The following is a 16,875-nucleotide window of genomic DNA, read 5'->3' on the forward strand; positions in this document are numbered from 1 at the left end:
CGCGGTAGTTTCCCGGAGTAGAAAAAGGTCACGGCGCGCGTCACAACAGTGGCGTTGGGATCACTGATTGATACTCATTTTCCACCCGACGCGCTGGGGGCAGGGCGTCGGGTTTTTATTGGTCGAATGACGGGCGCCTGGATTCACGCTCGCCCGCGAGGTCAAGCCGCCGCGTGATCCCGATCGCCTGCAAGAAGGCCTCATCGTGACTGACGACGAGCAACGCGCCGTCATAGGCTCTCAAGCCTGCTTCGACAGCTTCGATGGACTCGATGTCGAGATGATTGGTCGGCTCGTCCAGGATCAGCAGGGACGGTGGCGTCACCCCGTCAAGCACGCAAGCAAGTCCCGCGCGAAGCAGCTGTCCGCCGCTCAGGTTTCCAACGATCTGCAAAGCCGCGTCGGCGCGAAACATGAAGCGTGCCAGGGCGGCATGGCACTCGTTCGTGCCGGCCTTCGGATTGAGGCGCCCGAAATTCTCCAGGATGGAGAGCGAGGGATCGAGCAGGCTGACCTTCTGGTCGAGCAACGCGACGTCCGGCCTGATCCGCACGGCGCCCGATAACGGGCGCAGCTCGCCGGCGATGACTCTCAGCAGCGTCGTCTTGCCGGAGCCGTTCGGCCCGACCAGCGCGGCCCGTTCCGGCCCGACGATGGCAAATGAGAGATCGCGCAAAACCGGCTGCTCCGGCCGGTAGCCGGCGCTGATGCGGTCGAGCGAAAGCACCTCCCTGCCCGCCGGCAGGTTCGTCGCCGGCAATTTGACGGACAGCGGCTGAAGAATCTCGATGCGCCGGCGTGCCGTGTCGACGGCCTCAACGGCCTCCACGCGCCGCCGCTCGGCGATTTGCGCATTCCTGCCGCCGCTATCCTCACTGCGGTCCTGGCGCGCGCCGGCGAGTATCCGCGGCATGTCTCCCTTCGCGCCCTTCTTCCGGCCGCCGCTATCCCTGCGCGCCTTCCTCTCCGCAGCTTCCTGCGCCTTGCCATCGATCTCGGACAGACGCCTTTCGGCGTGCGCGAGGTCGTGCCTCGCTGCCGCCAGCTCGACGGCCTTCTGTGCGCGGAAACTGCTCCAGTTGCCGCCGTATCGCGTGGCGCCCAGCGACGTCAGCTCAACGATCGCATCCATGGTTTCAAGCAAATCCCGATCGTGGCTGACGACGATCGCACCGCCGCGCCAGGCGGCGAGGAGATCGGTCACGGCCTTGCGTCCGTCCCGATCGAGATTGTTGGTCGGCTCGTCCAGCAGGAGGAAGTCGGGCTCGGCAAACAACAGCGCGGCGAGACGAACCCGCGTGATCTGGCCGCCGGACAGGCAGGACAGCTCCGTATCGGGAGATGGATCGAACCCGACGCGCGCCAGTGCGGCCTCGAGCCGCGCTTCGAGCGTCCAGTCGATCGCAGCAATTTCGTCGGCAGAAGCATCACCCCGCTCGGCACGGCGCAGCAGCTCCAGTGCCTGCCGCACACCGAACAGATCGGCCACGGTCGCGCTCGCAAGGACCTGCACGTCCTGTCGCAGCAAGCCGATGCTGCCCTTGGTCAGGACACGCCCGGACTGGGGAACATGATCCCCGGAGATCGAGGCAAGCAGCGTCGTTTTTCCGACGCCGTTGCGGCCGACGAGACCGGTCCGCTCGGCCGCGAATGTCAGATCGATGCTGGAGAGAAGAGAACGGCCGTCAGGCGTGGACAGCGACAGGTTCGACAGGATGATTGAAGCAGGCATGGAATTCCCCGTGAGCAAGGCGGATGGGCTTTGCGGTCGGGGTGAAATCCATGGCTTTCGAATATCCTGATCGATGAAGTCTCTTACTAGCCTCGCAATCGGGCGAGATCAAGTCGCGGGGACGGCAGCGCCGGGCGCTGACGTCCCTCCTAAAGCGCGATGAGATTTGGATGAATCGTCATCGCGCTTTAGGTTGTTGTTTACGCATGATCTTTCCGGAAAACCGCTTCGCGCTTTTCCGGATCATGCTTTAGGAAGGTTGCGATCAGCCCTTGAGCGCGGTGACCACCACCTCGATCAGCGCACTGCCGCCGAGATCGGCGACGCCGACGGTGGCGCGGGTCGGCAGATTGTCGCCGAAGAACTCGGTCCAGGCCGCGTCCATCTCCTTCTTCTTCGAGAGGTCCGTGACGAAGATCGAGGCGCTGACGACGCGCGACTTGTCGGTGCCGGCCTCCTTCAGATAGCCGGCGATCTTGCCGAGGATGTTGCGGGTCTGCTCACCCATCGAGACCGAGGTGTCGTCGGCGATGGTGCCGCCGAGGAAGACGAAGCCATTGGCCTCGACGGCGCGGTGCATGATGGGCGTGCGGATGCTGCGGGTGATGCTCATGAAGTCCTCTTTGGCTAGAGCGTGGAAGGATGGAAGCGGTCGATGCCGAGATCGCTGACGCGGGTCTGCGTGCCGCCATTGACGATCAGCTCCGCCATCACGGCGCCGGCGCCGGGGCCGAGCTGGAAACCGTGCAGCGAGAAGCCGAACTGGTGATAGAGCCCCCTGTGGCGGGAGCTCGGCCCGAATACCGGGATATCGTCCTTCATCTTTGCTTCGATACCGGCCCAGGCACGCACGATCGTCGCGCGGCGCATCACCGGGAACAGTTCGAACACGGTCTGCGCGCTGGTCGCAAGGCTCTTCCAGTCCAGCACCGTCTCGTTGCGGTCCTGGTCGGGCGTCGCGAGATGGCCGCCGCCGATCAGCACGGTGCCGTTCTTGAACTGCTTGAAGGAGAGCTTTCGGCCACGCAGGATCACGACGGGGTCGATGAAGTGCGGCACGCGCGATGTGATCATCAGCATCGGCGCCACGGTCTCGACCGGCACCGGCTCTCCCAGATCCGCCGCGATCTTGCCGGCCCAGGCGCCGGCGGCATTGACCAATACCGGAGCGGCAAAGCTCTCCGAACCCACATCGACATGCCAGAGGCCGTCGTTGTAGCGGATGTTGCTGGCGGCCACCCCTTCGCGCACGGTCGCGCCGAGTTGCTGGGCCTTGCGCCGGAATGCGGTCGTCGTCTGCGCCGGATTGGCCGCGCCGTCGCGGCGCGAAACCACGCCGCCGGGACAGGTCTCGGCAACGGCCGGCACGAGGCGCCGCAGCTCGGCCGCGTCGATCAGCTCTTCATGGGTGAAACCGAGCGCGTTGAGCTCGGCGACGCGCGCGCGGCAGACGGCGAGCTCCTCCTCGTTCTCGGCGACGAGCACCTGGCCATAGCTCTCGAAGCTGCAATCGTCGTCGAGGAGATCGTTGATCTTCTCCCAAATTCCCATCGAGCGGATCGACAGCGGAATTTCGGGAATGTGTCGCGCGAGCTGGCGCACGCCGCCGGCATTGACGCCGGAGGCATGGCGGCCGGCATAGTCCTTCTCGATCAGCACCGGCTTCAGGCCGGCGAGGCACAGATGCAGCGTCGTCGAGCATCCGTGGATGCCGCCGCCGACGACGATCGCATCCACGTTGTGGCTCATCCGCGCACCACGGCCTTGACGTCGGCCTCGCTCTTCGGGACGGCGGCGAGCTCGGCGAGCGTGATCGGCTTCACCGGCGCACGCAGCCGGTAATAGCCGATCTCCTGCGGGGTCTTGCCGCGCGCCTGCGCCATCAGCTCGGTGACGGTGAGGCCGCAGAGCCGGCCCTGGCAGGGACCCATGCCGGTGCGACGATAGGCCTTGAGCTGGTTCGGCCCGGTCGCGCCGATCGCGACGGAATCGAGAACGTCCTTGGCGGTGACCTCCTCGCAGCGGCAGACGATGGTGTCGCCGGAGGGAATCCGGAATTGCGATGACGGGCGGAACAGCGTGTCGAGGAAGACGCGGCCACGTTCGGCCTTGGCGAGATCGGCGCGGAGCGTTGCCGTCGCGGGGAGCTTCGCCGCGGCCGCGGGCGCCAATGCGTCCACCGCCGCGCGGGCCGCGATGCGGCCGCGGACCACGGCGGCATTGGCACCGCCAATGCCGGCGCCGTCACCGGCAATCGCAATGCCTGCGACCGATGAATTGCCGCTCGCGTCCAGCACCGGCGACCAGCACAGTTGCAGATCGTCCCAGCGATGTTCGACACCGGCCGCCATCGCCAGATTGACGTTGGGCACCACACCCTGATGCAGCAGCAACAGATCGACAGGGATCGTTTCGCGCTTGCCGCCAGCGACGTAGCTGACGCTCGCGAGCTGGCCATCCCCGGCCGCAGCAAGCTCGGTGACGCCGGAGACGACCTGCACCTTCGCCTTCACCTCGCGCATCATCGACAGGCCCTTGGCGAAATAGGGCGAGGTCAGGAAGGCGAAGGCGTGCGGCAGCGCTGCGAAATAGTTGCCGCGCTCGGTGGTATCGAGAATGCGGTCGATGCGGCCGCCGAGGCGGAGGATCTGTGCGCCGAGCAGCCAGAGCAGCGGCCCCTGCCCGGCGATCACGGTGCGGCCATCGGGCACCAGCGCCGACGATTTCAGCATGGTCTGCGCCGCACCCGCGGTCATCACGCCCGGCAGCGTCCAGCCGGGAATCGGGAACGGCCGCTCCAGCGCACCGGTCGCAAGGATCACGCGCTTTGCCTTGACGAAGGCTGACGCGCCGCCGATCGAGACGGCGATCTCGAGATTGCGGTCGAGACTCCAGACCGTGGCGCGATGGATCACCTCGGCATTGCTCGCGCGCAGCGACTGCACGAGATCTGCACCGACCCAATAGTCGGCGCCAAGCTGACTGCGGTCGGTCACCGGCGTCGAGGAGATGGCACGGAACACCTGCCCACCGGGGCCGATATTCTCGTCGAGCAGCAGCGTCGAAAGACCTGCTTCAGCGGCGGTCGCGGCCGCGGCGAGGCCAGCAGGGCCGGCACCGATCACCACGACGTCGTAGTCTTCGCGCTTGGGAGCCACAGTCATCGTCCGATCTCCCGCTTGCCCTTCTGGATCTCGATCTGCATGCCCTCGGCGACGGGCACGAGGCAGCCCTGGCGGTTGCCGACGCCGTCGATGGTGACGAGGCAGTCGAAGCACACGCCCATCATGCAGTAGGGAAGACGCGGCGCGCCGCTGACCGCAGTGGAGCGCCGTGCGTCAACACCAGAGGCCAGCAGCGCGGCAGAGACGGTGTCGCCTTGGCGCGCCGCGACGGCGACGCCGTCGACTAAGATCTGCACCTGTGGACGCTTGTCCTGTTCGGATCTCTTGAACATGGGGATGCCTCTTGGCTCCTTTTCTAAACTCGATGGAGCGTGGGAAAATCAGGAGCCGCCGCTATCGCTTCACCTCTCCCCGACGGGGAGAGGTCGGATTGCGAAGCAATCCGGGTGAGGGGCCGCAGCACGAGGTGAGGCCGTAACCCCTCACCCGGACCGCATCTTACGATGCGCTCCGACCTCTCCCTATGGGAGAGGTCATCCGAGTTCCTGGCCGCCATCGATTCAACCACAGACATTTGCACCTCAGTAGCCGCTGTCGTTCACAGCGCCAGCGCCGCCAAAGCGGCTCGCGGAGAACGCGCCGACCAGCTCCGGCTCGAGCGCGCCCTGCGCCACCATGCGCGCGATCTCGAAGGCGTGGTTGGAGGCGAGCGTCACGCCGGAATGGCAGCAGGCGACGAAGGCGCCGGGATGCGTTTCCGACTGGTCGTAGATCGGAAAGCCATCCTGCGGCATGACGCGGATGCCGGCCCAGCTCCTGACCACGTTGAGCCGCGACAGATGCGGGAACATGCGCTGGGCGCGATCGGCCATCACGCCGCTGATCGAAGGCTTCATCGTGCGTTCGTCGAGCTCGTCTTCCTTGCTGTCGCCGATCATCACCGTGCCCTCGTCGGTCTGGCGGATCGTGGTGAGGGGATGGGGCAGGAACGGCATGGTGCGTTCGGTCACCACGATCTGGCCGCGGGTCGGTCCCATCGGCGCGTACAGGCCGACCATCGGCGCAAGCGTCTGGTTTGCATTGCCCGCGGCAAGCACGATCTTGGCGGCACGCAGCTCGCCCTTCGGCGTGGTCAGGCGGAATTCGCCGCCGCTCTTGCTGATCGCCGAGACCGGACGCTCCGGGAAATAGTCGATGCCGAATGCCCTGAAGCCGGTGTGGAAGGCGCGGAACGTGCGCAGCGAATTGACGTGGCCGTCGAGCGGGCAGTAGCTGCCGCCGGAAACCTCCGGCCCGATCAGCGGCAGCGCCTTCCTGATCTCGGAGGGCCGCAACATCTCCATCTTGTAGTCGGCGGCGCCGACCTGGTTGTGCATGCGCTTGACGAGCTCGGTGCGCTGACCGAATTCGTCCTCGCCGAGCGTGAGGTGAAAGCCGCCATTCTGCTGAAGGGCAACATCGAGCCCCGTCTGCTGCTTCAGCTCGGAGGCAAGCCGGCCCCATGCCTGCGATGCCTGCACGGTCCAGACCGTATAGGCGGGCATACCGAGCCCCTTGCTCTGCACCCAGACCAGCGCAAAGTTCGCGCGCGAAGCGCGCTTGGTGATGTCGCCTTCGTCGAGCACGGCGACGCTCTTGCCGAGACGGCCGAGGCCCCAGGCAATGGCGGAACCGAGCAAACCGCCGCCGACCACGGCGACGTCGTAATCCCTGGACATGGGTTCTCCTATCGTCCGGTATCGCCACCCTTGCCGGCGAGCACGCGGTCGAGCCCGTAGAAGCGGTCGAGCAGAATGAGGGCGGTCATGGTGATCGCGATCACGCAGGCCGAGACCGACGTCACCAGCGGATCGATGTTGTCCTGGATGTAAAGAAACATGCGCACCGGCAACGTCTCGGTGCCCGGCGCCGCGAGGAAGACGGTCATGGTGAGATCGTCGAAGGACTGGATGAAGGCGAGCGCCCAACCGCTGATGACGCCGGGCAGGATCAGCGGCAAGGTCACGCGACGGAACAGCGTCCAGCCGTCGGCGCCAAGCGAGACCGCCGCCATCTCGACCGAGAGATCCATGCCGGTCGCCGCCGCGAGCGTCAGCCGCAGCGCGAACGGAAACACGATGATGACATGCGCGATGATCAGCGCGGCAAAGCTGCCGCCGAGCCCAGCCGAGGTGAAGAAGCGCAGGAAGGCGATGCCGAGCACGACATGCGGGATCATCAGCGGCGACAGGAACAGCGCCGCCAGCGCATCACGGCCGCGGAAGCGATAGCGCGCGATCGCCAGCGCCGCCGGCACCGCGAACAGCAGCGCCACGAGGGACGACAGCGCGCCGAGCCCGAGGCTGACCCAGAAGGCGTGGATGAATTCAGGGTAGTTCGCGATGGTCCTGAACCAGCGCAGCGAAAAGCCGTTGGTCGGCAGCGACAGAAAACCCTCGGGCGTGAAGGCGACGAGGCACACCACCAGGATCGGCGCCACCATGACGATGACGAAGATGGTGTGGAAGATCAGCGCGAGCGGCCCGTTCCGTCTCATCGGAACACCTCCGCATAGCGCCGCTCGATCAGTGCGTTGCTGCCGACGACGATGAGGACCAGCGCAACGAGAAGGAGCGTCGCGACCGCGGCACCAAGCGGCCAGTTCAGCGTGTTGAGGAATTCGTCATAGGCGAGCGTCGCAGCGACCTTGAGCCGGCGGCCACCGATGATCGCCGGTGTCGCGAAGGCGCTGGCCGAGAGCGAAAATACGATGATCGCGCCCGACAGCACGCCCGGCATGATCTGCGGCATGATGATCCGGCGGATGATGGTCACGGGTCCGGCGCCAAGCGACATCGCGGCATTCTCGATCTGCGGATCGAGCCGCTGCAGCGCGGCCCACACCGAGAGAACCATGAACGGCATCATCACATGCGCGAGCGCGACGACCATGCCGGTTTCGGTGAACATGAAGGGAATGGGGAAACGGATCACGCCGAGCGACATCAAGAGCTTGTTGACGAGCCCGTTGTTGCCGCCGAACAGCAGCGCCCAGCCGAGCGTTCGCGCCACCACGGAGATCAGCAGCGGTCCGAGAATGACGAGCAGGAAGAAGCTTTTCCAGCGGCCGCTCATGCGATTAAGGATGTAGGCCTCGGGAGCGCCGAGCACGGCGGTCAGCAGCGTGGTCAGGATGGCGATGCGAAAGGTGCGCCAGAACATTTCGGCGTAATAGGGATCGGTTGCGATCTCGTGCCAGTTCTTCAAGATGAAGACCGGCTCGATGCCCTTGTACTGGCCCCAATCGTGGAACGACAGCATCACCGTCATCGCGAGCGGAATGAGCAGCACGCCGACGAACAGCATCAAAGCAGGCGCCGTCAGCGCCCACGGCGCACGCGCGCTGCGTTCCTCCGCGGCCGCGCTCATGCGCCGGCCCTCGCGCGCACGCTCATGTCCTCGGGCCGCCAGGTCAGGCGAACGGCGTCGCCTTCGGCCGGCTGCGCTTTCCCGTCATTCTGCCGGATCACGATGGCCGGGCCGCATTCGCTGTCGCACTGGAACAGCCAGTGATTGCCCTGGAAGATACGCGTGATGATCTTTGCGCTGAGCCCTGTGTCGCCAAAGCCGATCCTTTCGGGGCGAACGCTGACAGTCACGGGACCGCCAAACCCGGCGGGCGCCGGTGCACGCCAGGAGCCCGCCACCAGCTGCGTCGGCGAGACGGTCCGGTCGATCGTTCCGGCAAAGTCGTTGGTCTTGCCCAAAAACTGCGAGACGAAGGCCGAAGCCGGCTTCTCATAGGTCTCCTGCGGCGTGCCGATCTGCTCGATCTTGCCCTGGCTCATCACCACGATGCGGTCGGACAGCGACATCGCCTCGTTCTGGTCGTGGGTGACGAGGATCGTCGTTGTGCCGATGGTGCGCTGGATCTGGCGCAGCTCGATCTGCATCTCCTCGCGCAGTTTTGCGTCGAGGTTCGACAGCGGCTCGTCGAGCAGCAGCACGCTCGGCTTGATCACCAACGCGCGCGCCAGCGCCACGCGCTGCTGCTGGCCGCCGGACATGCGGCGGGGATGGCGGTCCTCGTAACCGGCGAGGCCCACCATCGCAAGCGCGGCGCGGACGCGCTCGGCACGCTCGCTGCGCGGCACGCCCCGCATCTCGAGGCCGAACGCGACGTTCTCCGCCGCGGTCATATGCGGAAACAGCGCGTAGCTCTGGAACACGATGCCGAGCCCGCGCTTGGCCGGATGGATCGCGGTCAGGTCCTTGCCCTCGAGGCGGATCGCGCCGCGCGTGGGATCGAGGAAGCCCGCGATCATCTGCAAGGTCGTGGTCTTGCCGCAGCCGGACGGGCCGAGGAAGGAGATGAATTCCCCCTTCCCCACCGACAGGCTGAAGTCGTCGACCACAGTCTGCGCGCCGAACTGCTTGGCGACCCGATCGAGCTCGAGATAAGCCATGACGTTGTCTCCGCTGCGACCGATCAGCGTTCGACCTCGCGATTCCAACGCTTGGTCCACTCCTCGCGCTTCTCGTTGATGACGGTCCAGTCCGGATTGTAGAGCTTGGCCGCGCGTTCGCCGATCGGCGCCATCTTGCCGAGCTCCGGCGGCACCTTTAGCGATTTCAGCACCGGCCCGTAGCCGTAGTCCTTCAGCATGACGAGCTGGATCTTGGGATCGAGCAGCATCTTGACGAAGCTCGAGGCCAGCGGCGAGGCGCTCGGCTTGTTGATCGGACAGGCCGTCGTCAGCAGCGTCGCGGCGCCTTCCTTGGGATAGACGAAGTCGACGGGGAAGCCGGTATTGGCAAAGCTCTGCACGCGGCCGGTGCCCCACACCGCGATCACGGCCTGGCCGGACTGGAACAGCTCGGTCATCTTGCCCGGCGACGGCTCATAGGCGAGCACGTTCGGATTGATCTGCTCCTTGAAGATCTTGAAGCCGGAATCGACGTTGGTCTCGCCGCCGCCGTTCATCTTCGAGAGCATCACCAGCGCTTCGAGGCCATAGGTGTTGTTGATCGGCGGGATCACGAGCTGTTTTGCGTATTTCGTGTCCTTCAGGTCGTTCCACGAGGTCGGCGGCGCCCAGCCTTTCTCGGCGAACGCCTTGGTGTTGTACATCAACCCGGTGGCGACGATGCCGATCGCGACCGCGCGATCGTCCTTGAAGCGCGCGGTGTCGTAGAGATCGGCCGGCAGGCCATCGAGCTTGCCGCAGAAGCCGAGCTGGATCGCCTGGTACATCGGACCGTCGTCGACGATGGCGACGTCGATCTGCTGGTTGCCCTTCTGCGCCTGAAGTTTCGCCAGCGTGTCGGTGGAGTTGCCGGCGACGTACTCGACCTTGACGCCGTTCTCCTTCTCGAAGGTCGGGATCACCTCGTCGCGGATGGTCTTCTCGAACGAGCCGCCATAGCCGGCGACATAGAGCGTCTTCTGCTGGGCCGAGGCGACCGACGGGGCGGCAATGAGCGCCGCGATGCTGACCGCTGTCAGGAGGCGAAAAGTCTTCATATGGACCGATCTCCAATACCGGAATGAGGTGACGTGCCGACGAGTCTCGCTGGCTGGAGTGCGTTGCCGCGTTTCCTTCCGCGCCAATCCATTTCCGATCAGGGCTCCGGCCCCCATTCGGCGGTTTTGGCGCGATCTGGAGGTTTGAACCCCTCCAATCTGCCGAAAAAGCGGGCTGACCCCAGTCCTGATGAAAAAGATCGCAACCTATACTTCCATCGTCCAATGAATAATGGCACCCTTTGCATGCATAAATGTTATGATTGGAATCCGGCATGGTGCGGATCAATTCGCGGCAGGTGGAGGCCTTCCGCGCGACGATGCTGACCGGCAGCGTCACCGAGGCGGCGAAGCTGATGGCGGTGACGCAGCCGGCGGTGAGCCGGCTGCTGCGCGACCTCCAGGCACTGCTCAAGATGGAGCTGTTCGAGCGGCGCGGCACCGGTCTCGTCCCGACCGCCGCCGCGATGGCGCTCTATACCGAGGTCGAACGCTCCTTCGTCGGCCTCGAACGCATCACCGCGGCAGCCGAAGAGATCCGCGGCCGCCGCACCGGCTCGCTTCGCATCGCCGCACTGCCGGCGCTGGCGAACGGCTATCTGCCGCGGCTCGCGGGGCACTTCCTGATGGAGCGGCCCAACCTCAACCTCGCCTTCTTCGGCGTGATCTCGCCGATCGTGGTCGACTGGGTGCTGAACAATCAATGCGACATCGGCTTTGCCGAGGTGCCGATCGCCCATTCCGGCCTGCCGAGCCAGCGGCTGCCGGCCTTGGCGCGCGTCGCGGTGCTGCCGACCGGTCATCGCCTCGCAGAGAAAGAAGTGCTGGAGCCGCGCGATTTCGAGAGTGAGACCTTCATCTCGCTGTCGGCGGGATCGTCGAGCCGGCATCTCGTCGACCAGGTCTTCCATCGCCACGATGTCCGCCGGGTGCTGCGCGTCGAGACCACGCTGTCGGAGATCATGTGCGGCATGGTCTCGTCGGGGCTTGGGGTTGCTATCTGCGATCCCTTCACCGCGCAGGAATTTTCCACCCGCGGTGTAATCGTGCGCCGGTTCCTGCCGCGCATTGATTTCGAATTCTCTGCGGTGTTTCCGGCGCAACGTAGCGCCTCGCCGATGGCACTGGATTTCGTCGAGACGGTGCGCAAGGCGCTGGTCGAATTCGATAACTAGCCGTTGAAAGCGGCCTGCGCCTCCGGCAGGTCCCAGATCTTGCCGATCGCGGCGCTGCCGGCGGCGGTGATCGCCGCCTCATCCGCGCCGAGATAGCGGCCGGTATCGACCAGCATGCGGCCGTCGACCATGACCTGATCGATATTGGCGCGGTTGGCGAGTGCGATCAGCGCGCGGCGCGGGTCGAATAGCGGCTGAAGATGCGGATGAGTGAGATCGACCACGGTGAGATCGGCGGTCGCGCCGGGCTCGATGCGGCCGAGATCGGGCCGCTTGATGACGTCGGCAGCGACCGCCGTGTTCGCCTCGATCAGTGCGGGCGAGTTCGCGACGTCGGGACGCGCCGAGGTGATCTTGGAGATCAGCGATGCCGCATTGAGCTCGCCGAGCAGGTCCATGTTGTAGCCGTCAGTGCCGACCACGGTGCGCACACCATGCTCGGCGAACCGGCTGAACGCGGCGGTGACGCCGGCGCGGGCGAACACGCGCGGGCAATTCAAGACGGTCATGCCGCGCGCGGCCATCAGCTTGAGATCGTCGTCGCTACTGAACATGCAGTGCGCCGCCATCAGATCTGGCGCCAGCAGGCCGAGCCAGTCGAGGTACTCAGCCGGCGTACGGCCGCCATAGCGCTTGCCGATGGTCTCGACCTCGGCACGGCTCTGCGCCATGTGCGTCGTGATGGGCACGCCGAGCTCGCGGGCCCGGGCGGCGCAGGCCTTCAAGAGATCGGGGCCGCAGGTGTCGGTGGCGTGTGGGCTCATCGCCAGGTTGATGCGGCCGTCGCCACGGTTGTTCCAGCGCTGATAAAGCGCATCCCAGGTCGCCATGTCGGCGGCGCCGTCGTCGCCGGAATAGTGCACCACGCCATCGGTGCCAGCCTTGGCATCCGATGTCGAGAACAGATAGGGCGCGCCGTAGAAGCGGATGCCCATCTCTTCCGCCGCGTCGAACATTTCAGGGATCGAGTTGCGGAACGGCTCCATCACGGTGGTGGCGCCGCCCTTGAGCAGCTGGAGGATACCGAGCCGCGCGATGGCGAGGCGCTCTTCCGCCGACAGGATATCGGCGCCGCGCTTGGTCAGCGGCAGCAGCACCGTGTAGACGATGCTCTGGTTGTTCTTGCGGCCGTTGCCGTCTTCGGTGTGGCTGCGCGCCACCGCCTCGGAGAAGCAGTGATTGTGCAGGTTCAGGAGACCCGGCAGCACGAAGCGCCCGGGGCGGTCGTAGGCCTGATCCGCACTCGGCTTACTGCGCGTGATCGCGGCAATCCTCTTGCCTTCGACCAGAACCCAATGGTCGCGCAGCACATCCTGCGCGCCGTCTTTCCGTGACAGCACATAGCTGCCGAAGATTGCTGTGGTGCTCATGCGGGGCGTACGTTCCAGAACACGGCGGTGCCGTCGAGAATGCCGGTGATGGCTTTGCGGTAGGCGGTCGGCTGCTTGTACAGGCCGATCGGAATATAGGGGATTTCCTCGAATGCGACCGCCTGGATCTCGCGGCAGATGCGCTGCTGTTCGGCGAGTTCTGAGGCCGCCAGCCACTGGCCGCGCAACTCGCCCATCTTATTGCTCGCATACCAGCCGGCGACCTTGCCTTCGCCACGGATGTTGGTGTTGCCGGCCGGGTTGAGCCAGTCGATGCCCTGCCAATTGCCGACCGCCGCGCTCCAGCCGCCTTGCCCGATCGGATCCTTCTTCAACTGGCGCTGCAGCACCACGGCGAAATCGAGCCCGGCATACTCGACGTTCATGCCGCCCTTGCGTAAGCTGTCCACCGCGATCTCACCGAGCGGCTTCTGCGCCAACGAGTTGGTGGGGACGAGCAGCACGATCTTCTCACCATTGTAGCCGGCGGCCTTCAGGTCAGCCTTGACCTTGTCGTAGTTACGCGGGCCGCGGAACACGTCGAGGCCGACATCGCTCGCCATCGGTGTACCCGGCGCGAAGAAGCCGATCGGCGAGACCTGGAAGGCGGGATCGGTGCCGGCGACCGCCGTCATGAATGCAGACTGGTCGATCGCGCCCAAGAGCGCACGGCGGATGGCGGGATTGTCGAATGGCGGCTGCAGATGATTGAGCCGCAGCATGCAGGCGTAGCCTCTGGGATCGAGGATGCGCGTCTCGATGTCGCCGGCCGCCTTGATCACCGGGAGCAGATCGTGCGGCGTGGTCTCCTGCCAATCCTGCTCGCCGGTCTGGAGCGCGGCGACGCCGGTGCCGGCATCGGGCGTCGTGGTCCAGACCACGCGGTCGTAGTGCACGATCTTGGGTCCCGCGGTCCAATCCGGCTTGCCGTCCGTGCGCGGCTGGTAGCGCTCGAATTTGGCGTAGGCATTGCGCGCGCCTTGCACCCGCTCGTCGGCGAGATAGCGGAACGGTCCGCTGCCGATCACCTCGGTCAGCGGCTTGAACGGATCCTGGCTCGCCAGCCGCTCCGGCATCATGAAGCAGGCGTTGATCGCGGCCTTGCCGAGCGCCTGCGGCAGCAGCGGGAACGGACGCTTGAGACGGAAGCGGATGGTGCGGTCGTCGGCAGCCGACAGCTCCGCGGTCGCCTCCAGCAGCTCGCCGCCAAAGCCGTCGCGCGCCGCCCAGCGGCGAATGCTCGCGACGCAGTCGCGCGCGAGCACGCGCTCGCCGTCGTGCCAGAACAGGCCGTCGCGAAGCGTCAGGTCCCACTGAAGCTGGTCGGCCGAGATGGCGTGGCCCGACAGCATCTGGGGCGAGACCTGCAGCGACGAGCTCATGCCGTAGAGCGTGTCGTAGACCATGAAACCGTGGTTTCGCGACACCTGCGCGGTCGAATAGATGGGGTCGACGAAGGCGAGGTCGATGACCGGGATGAAGCGTAGCGTGGACTGGGATTCAGCGCGGACGATGCCCGGCAACGACAACGCCGGCACGGTGGCGGCGGCCTTGAGGAGCGAGCGGCGGGAGATAGGCATGACAAGAGGCTCCTGAAGGTCTCTTACGTGTTCAACAAGACTGCGCCGATCGCAGCCGCGACGGCTTGCTGTGCGGGCTCAACGACCGGCACGCCGATCGCATCCGCGATCGCCGCACGATGCGAGGCCATCCCGGCGCAGCCCATCACCACGACATCGGCGCGGCATTGGGTGACCAGCGCACGGCCGGCCTCGATCAGACGTCCGCGGATGTCCGCGCCCGCCGTCTCCGCGGCGCTCGCGCCGACCGACCAGCTGCCGGCATAGCGGCTGTCGACGCCCATCACCCGCGCCATGCGCTGCTGGCGGCGGATGCTCGACGGCGACAGCGCGATGATTCCAAAGCGCTCGCCGAGCATCAGCGCGCGAAAGATCGCGCACTCGGCGATGCCCATCACCGGGCGGCTGCCTGCCGCCTCGCGCACCGCATGCAGGCCGGGATCGCTGAAGCAGGCGAGCACGAACGCATCCGCATCGTCGCCCGTGACGCGACCAACCAGCGGCATGACGACGCTGTCGGCATCGCGCTGCGTGCTGATGCCCGGCGGGCCCTCGGCAAGGCCGACCACCTCGATCTCGGGCCCACCGGCGATCCGCAGCGGCGCGACCGCGTCGTCGATCGCCGCCGTCACCGGCGCCGACGAGTTGGGGTTGATGACGAGGATGCGGCGGCGGGTCATGGCAGGGCTCAGCGGTTGCCGGCTTCGTGCCGCAGGAAGTTCTCCGAGATCTTCTCGCCGGTCGTGATCCAGACGTCCGGGCACGATTTTGCGTAAGTCAGGAACTCGCGCAGCAGCCGCAGCCGCATCGGACGGCCACTGCATTGCGGATGCAGCACGGTCGTCACCATCGCGCCCCAGTCGCGCACTTCATCCAGCTCGTCCTTCCACATCGAGAGCACGTGCTCTTTCGGGAAGATCGAGCGCGGGCTGAAGCGTGCGGAGAGGCCGTGCATCCAGTCGTCGTAGCTCGCCGTGACCGGCAGCTCGATCGTGCCGGGCTTGCCGTCGGCGAGGCGATGCCGGTAGGGCCTGACATCGTCGCGGAACGAGGACGTGTAGACGATGCCATGGCGCACCAGCGCGACCCGCAGCTCCTCGGTGAACTCGCCATAGGGCGCGCGATAGCCGGTCGGCCTGACACCGAGTCGGCGCTTCAGCGCCTCGAAACCGCGCTCCAGCTCCTCCTCGATCCAGGGATCGCCGGGATCGGGCAAGAGATGGTGATAGCCGTGATGGCCGATCTCGTGACCGGCCTTGAGGATCGATTCGGCCATCGCCGGATGCGCATCGACCGACCAGCCGGTGACGAAGAACGTCGCCTTGAGATCGAGCTGGTCGAGCAGCTCCAGCAGCTTCGGCGTGCCGACGCGCGCTTCATAGCCGCCATAGCTCATGGTGATGAGCCGCTGCGCATGCACCGCGTCCTTGCTGGTCCAGGCGCTCTCCGCGTCGACGTCGAAGGACAGGAACATCGCGGAGGTGTACGGCTTCGGCCAGGGATATTCGGGCGCGGGATCCGCGGTATTGGCTGGGGTGAGCGGAATGCTCTGGAGTGCCTTACTGTCCAGCATTGATGGTCGCCTTTTCGAGTGCGTTGTCAGTCAGTTTCCACTTGGCAAGCAGGGTCTTGTAGGTGCCGTCCGCGATCAGCGCGTCGACCGCCTCCAGCATCGCCTGCTGCAATGCCTTTTCCTTGACCGGCAGGGCAATGCCGGTGAATTGCTGCGCGATGGGCTCGCCCACAGTCGCATAGGTGTTGGGCTCGAGGTCCATGATGTAGGGCAGCGTCTCGTTGCCTTGGGCTGCCGCATCGATGCGGCCCTGCCGGAGCTGGGTGCGTGCGTCGGCCGAGCCGTCGGTGCCGACGAACTGGATCGGGCTGCTGCCGCAACTCTTCTCGCTCCAGGCCGCGATCTGTGCCGGAAACATTGTGCGGCGGCTGGCGCCGACCTTCTTGCCGCACAGCGCCGCCGCATCCTTGAACTCCGCCTTGCGCGACTGCTGCACGAAGAACTGCGGACCGCTGCGCAGGTAGTCGACGAAGGAGGCAATCTCATGCCGGCTTGCATAATCCGTGAAGCCGGACAGGATGGCATCCACCCGCCCCGTCGAAACCGACGGCATGAACTCGGCAAAGCTGGTCTCCGTCCATTCGATCTTGACGCCGAGCTTGCGGCCGATCGCCTCGCCGAGATCGATGTCGAAGCCCGTGAGCGCGTTGGTGGCGGGATCGCGAAATTCCATCGGGGGATAGTTCGGCACCAGTGCCACCTTGAGGCTGCCGCGCTTGGCGATGTCAGGCGGCAGCTCGATCGCCATCGCTGAGGCGCTCATGGCGCCGAGAAACGCCGCCGCAAGCAAAAATCTCTTCATCGACACGCCCCCATT

At 65.8% G+C, this 16,875-nt stretch carries 16 protein-coding genes; 1 reads left to right on the forward strand and 15 read right to left on the reverse strand.

Annotated elements, in window-relative coordinates; genetic code table 11:
* Window positions 1-115 precede the first annotated feature (115 nt).
* The 10 genes from AAFG16_RS42705 to AAFG16_RS42750 form a co-directional block, all read right to left on the reverse strand.
* Window positions 116-1,732, reverse strand: a complete 1,617-nt coding sequence (locus tag AAFG16_RS42705; RefSeq protein WP_342734961.1) for an ABC-F family ATP-binding cassette domain-containing protein — start codon at window positions 1,730-1,732, stop codon at window positions 116-118.
* Between the two features lie 265 nt (window positions 1,733-1,997).
* Window positions 1,998-2,345 carry a RidA family protein gene (locus AAFG16_RS42710; protein ID WP_018317734.1) on the reverse strand — a complete coding sequence of 116 codons (348 nt, stop codon included), beginning with the start codon at window positions 2,343-2,345 and terminating at the stop codon, window positions 1,998-2,000.
* Between the two features lie 14 nt (window positions 2,346-2,359).
* Entirely contained in the window at window positions 2,360-3,481 is a 1,122-nt protein-coding gene (locus AAFG16_RS42715; RefSeq protein WP_342734964.1) for an FAD-dependent oxidoreductase, read from the reverse strand.
* Complete coding sequence (locus AAFG16_RS42720) at window positions 3,478-4,896, reverse strand: FAD-dependent oxidoreductase (RefSeq protein WP_342734966.1); 1,419 nt, start codon at window positions 4,894-4,896, stop codon at window positions 3,478-3,480. The genes AAFG16_RS42715 and AAFG16_RS42720 overlap by 4 nt, the downstream gene beginning before the upstream one ends.
* Window positions 4,893-5,189 (reverse strand): (2Fe-2S)-binding protein, encoded by a 297-nt coding sequence (locus AAFG16_RS42725; protein ID WP_283082183.1) that lies wholly within the window; start codon window positions 5,187-5,189, stop codon window positions 4,893-4,895. Before AAFG16_RS42725 ends, AAFG16_RS42720 begins: the two co-directional genes overlap by 4 nt.
* 249 nt (window positions 5,190-5,438) lie before the next feature.
* Complete coding sequence (locus AAFG16_RS42730; protein WP_342734968.1) at window positions 5,439-6,575, reverse strand: FAD-dependent oxidoreductase; 1,137 nt, start codon at window positions 6,573-6,575, stop codon at window positions 5,439-5,441.
* A gap of 8 nt (window positions 6,576-6,583) precedes the next feature.
* A complete protein-coding gene (locus AAFG16_RS42735) occupies window positions 6,584-7,393 on the reverse strand; it encodes an ABC transporter permease (protein WP_342734970.1) in 810 nt (269 codons plus the stop codon).
* Window positions 7,390-8,265, reverse strand: a complete 876-nt coding sequence (locus AAFG16_RS42740) for an ABC transporter permease (protein ID WP_283082186.1) — start codon at window positions 8,263-8,265, stop codon at window positions 7,390-7,392. The genes AAFG16_RS42735 and AAFG16_RS42740 overlap by 4 nt, the downstream gene beginning before the upstream one ends.
* A complete protein-coding gene (locus tag AAFG16_RS42745; protein ID WP_342734973.1) occupies window positions 8,262-9,302 on the reverse strand; it encodes an ABC transporter ATP-binding protein in 1,041 nt (346 codons plus the stop codon). Before AAFG16_RS42745 ends, AAFG16_RS42740 begins: the two co-directional genes overlap by 4 nt.
* A 23-nt stretch (window positions 9,303-9,325) precedes the next feature.
* Entirely contained in the window at window positions 9,326-10,360 is a 1,035-nt protein-coding gene (locus AAFG16_RS42750; protein WP_342734975.1) for an ABC transporter substrate-binding protein, read from the reverse strand.
* 275 nt (window positions 10,361-10,635) lie between these two features.
* On the opposite strand from AAFG16_RS42750, the gene AAFG16_RS42755 reads away from it, so the two are divergent.
* Window positions 10,636-11,535 (forward strand): LysR substrate-binding domain-containing protein, encoded by a 900-nt coding sequence (locus AAFG16_RS42755; RefSeq protein ID WP_342734977.1) that lies wholly within the window; start codon window positions 10,636-10,638, stop codon window positions 11,533-11,535.
* Here the strand turns inward: AAFG16_RS42755 and AAFG16_RS42760 are convergent.
* The 5 genes from AAFG16_RS42760 to AAFG16_RS42780 are packed head-to-tail and all read right to left on the reverse strand — an operon-like array spanning window position 11,532 to window position 16,860.
* Window positions 11,532-12,905, reverse strand: a complete 1,374-nt coding sequence (locus AAFG16_RS42760; RefSeq protein ID WP_342734979.1) for an amidohydrolase family protein — start codon at window positions 12,903-12,905, stop codon at window positions 11,532-11,534. The genes AAFG16_RS42755 and AAFG16_RS42760 overlap by 4 nt on opposite strands.
* Window positions 12,902-14,485 carry an ABC transporter substrate-binding protein gene (locus AAFG16_RS42765; protein ID WP_342734981.1) on the reverse strand — a complete coding sequence of 528 codons (1,584 nt, stop codon included), beginning with the start codon at window positions 14,483-14,485 and terminating at the stop codon, window positions 12,902-12,904. Before AAFG16_RS42765 ends, AAFG16_RS42760 begins: the two co-directional genes overlap by 4 nt.
* A gap of 23 nt (window positions 14,486-14,508) precedes the next feature.
* Window positions 14,509-15,165, reverse strand: a complete 657-nt coding sequence (locus tag AAFG16_RS42770) for an aspartate/glutamate racemase family protein (RefSeq protein WP_342734983.1) — start codon at window positions 15,163-15,165, stop codon at window positions 14,509-14,511.
* Between the two features lie 8 nt (window positions 15,166-15,173).
* On the reverse strand, window positions 15,174-16,058 hold the full coding sequence (locus tag AAFG16_RS42775; protein ID WP_342734985.1) for a polysaccharide deacetylase: 885 nt from the start codon (window positions 16,056-16,058) through the stop codon (window positions 15,174-15,176).
* Complete coding sequence (locus tag AAFG16_RS42780) at window positions 16,045-16,860, reverse strand: ABC transporter substrate-binding protein (protein WP_342734987.1); 816 nt, start codon at window positions 16,858-16,860, stop codon at window positions 16,045-16,047. The genes AAFG16_RS42775 and AAFG16_RS42780 overlap by 14 nt, the downstream gene beginning before the upstream one ends.
* Between the last annotated feature and the right edge of the window lie 15 nt (window positions 16,861-16,875).

It is taken from the genome of Bradyrhizobium sp. B117 (assembly GCF_038969555.1).
Lineage (GTDB): Bacteria > Pseudomonadota > Alphaproteobacteria > Rhizobiales > Xanthobacteraceae > Bradyrhizobium.

Excerpts from the sequence above, each read along its gene's own strand:
- AAFG16_RS42765 (WP_342734981.1), bottom strand. The coding sequence starts at position 14,485 with ATGCCTATCTCCCGCCGCTCGCTCCTCAAGGCCGCCGCCACCGTGCCG.
- AAFG16_RS42730 (WP_342734968.1), bottom strand. The coding sequence starts at position 6,575 with ATGTCCAGGGATTACGACGTCGCCGTGGTCGGCGGCGGTTTGCTCGGT.
- AAFG16_RS42715 (WP_342734964.1), bottom strand. The coding sequence starts at position 3,481 with ATGAGCCACAACGTGGATGCGATCGTCGTCGGCGGCGGCATCCACGGA.
- AAFG16_RS42780 (WP_342734987.1), bottom strand. The coding sequence starts at position 16,860 with ATGAAGAGATTTTTGCTTGCGGCGGCGTTTCTCGGCGCCATGAGCGCC.
- AAFG16_RS42750 (WP_342734975.1), bottom strand. The coding sequence starts at position 10,360 with ATGAAGACTTTTCGCCTCCTGACAGCGGTCAGCATCGCGGCGCTCATT.
- AAFG16_RS42705 (WP_342734961.1), bottom strand. The coding sequence starts at position 1,732 with ATGCCTGCTTCAATCATCCTGTCGAACCTGTCGCTGTCCACGCCTGAC.
- AAFG16_RS42755 (WP_342734977.1), top strand. The coding sequence starts at position 10,636 with ATGGTGCGGATCAATTCGCGGCAGGTGGAGGCCTTCCGCGCGACGATG.
- AAFG16_RS42710 (WP_018317734.1), bottom strand. The coding sequence starts at position 2,345 with ATGAGCATCACCCGCAGCATCCGCACGCCCATCATGCACCGCGCCGTC.
- AAFG16_RS42735 (WP_342734970.1), bottom strand. The coding sequence starts at position 7,393 with ATGAGACGGAACGGGCCGCTCGCGCTGATCTTCCACACCATCTTCGTC.
- AAFG16_RS42760 (WP_342734979.1), bottom strand. The coding sequence starts at position 12,905 with ATGAGCACCACAGCAATCTTCGGCAGCTATGTGCTGTCACGGAAAGAC.
- AAFG16_RS42725 (WP_283082183.1), bottom strand. The coding sequence starts at position 5,189 with ATGTTCAAGAGATCCGAACAGGACAAGCGTCCACAGGTGCAGATCTTA.
- AAFG16_RS42720 (WP_342734966.1), bottom strand. The coding sequence starts at position 4,896 with ATGACTGTGGCTCCCAAGCGCGAAGACTACGACGTCGTGGTGATCGGT.
- AAFG16_RS42770 (WP_342734983.1), bottom strand. The coding sequence starts at position 15,165 with ATGACCCGCCGCCGCATCCTCGTCATCAACCCCAACTCGTCGGCGCCG.
- AAFG16_RS42775 (WP_342734985.1), bottom strand. The coding sequence starts at position 16,058 with ATGCTGGACAGTAAGGCACTCCAGAGCATTCCGCTCACCCCAGCCAAT.
- AAFG16_RS42740 (WP_283082186.1), bottom strand. The coding sequence starts at position 8,265 with ATGAGCGCGGCCGCGGAGGAACGCAGCGCGCGTGCGCCGTGGGCGCTG.
- AAFG16_RS42745 (WP_342734973.1), bottom strand. The coding sequence starts at position 9,302 with ATGGCTTATCTCGAGCTCGATCGGGTCGCCAAGCAGTTCGGCGCGCAG.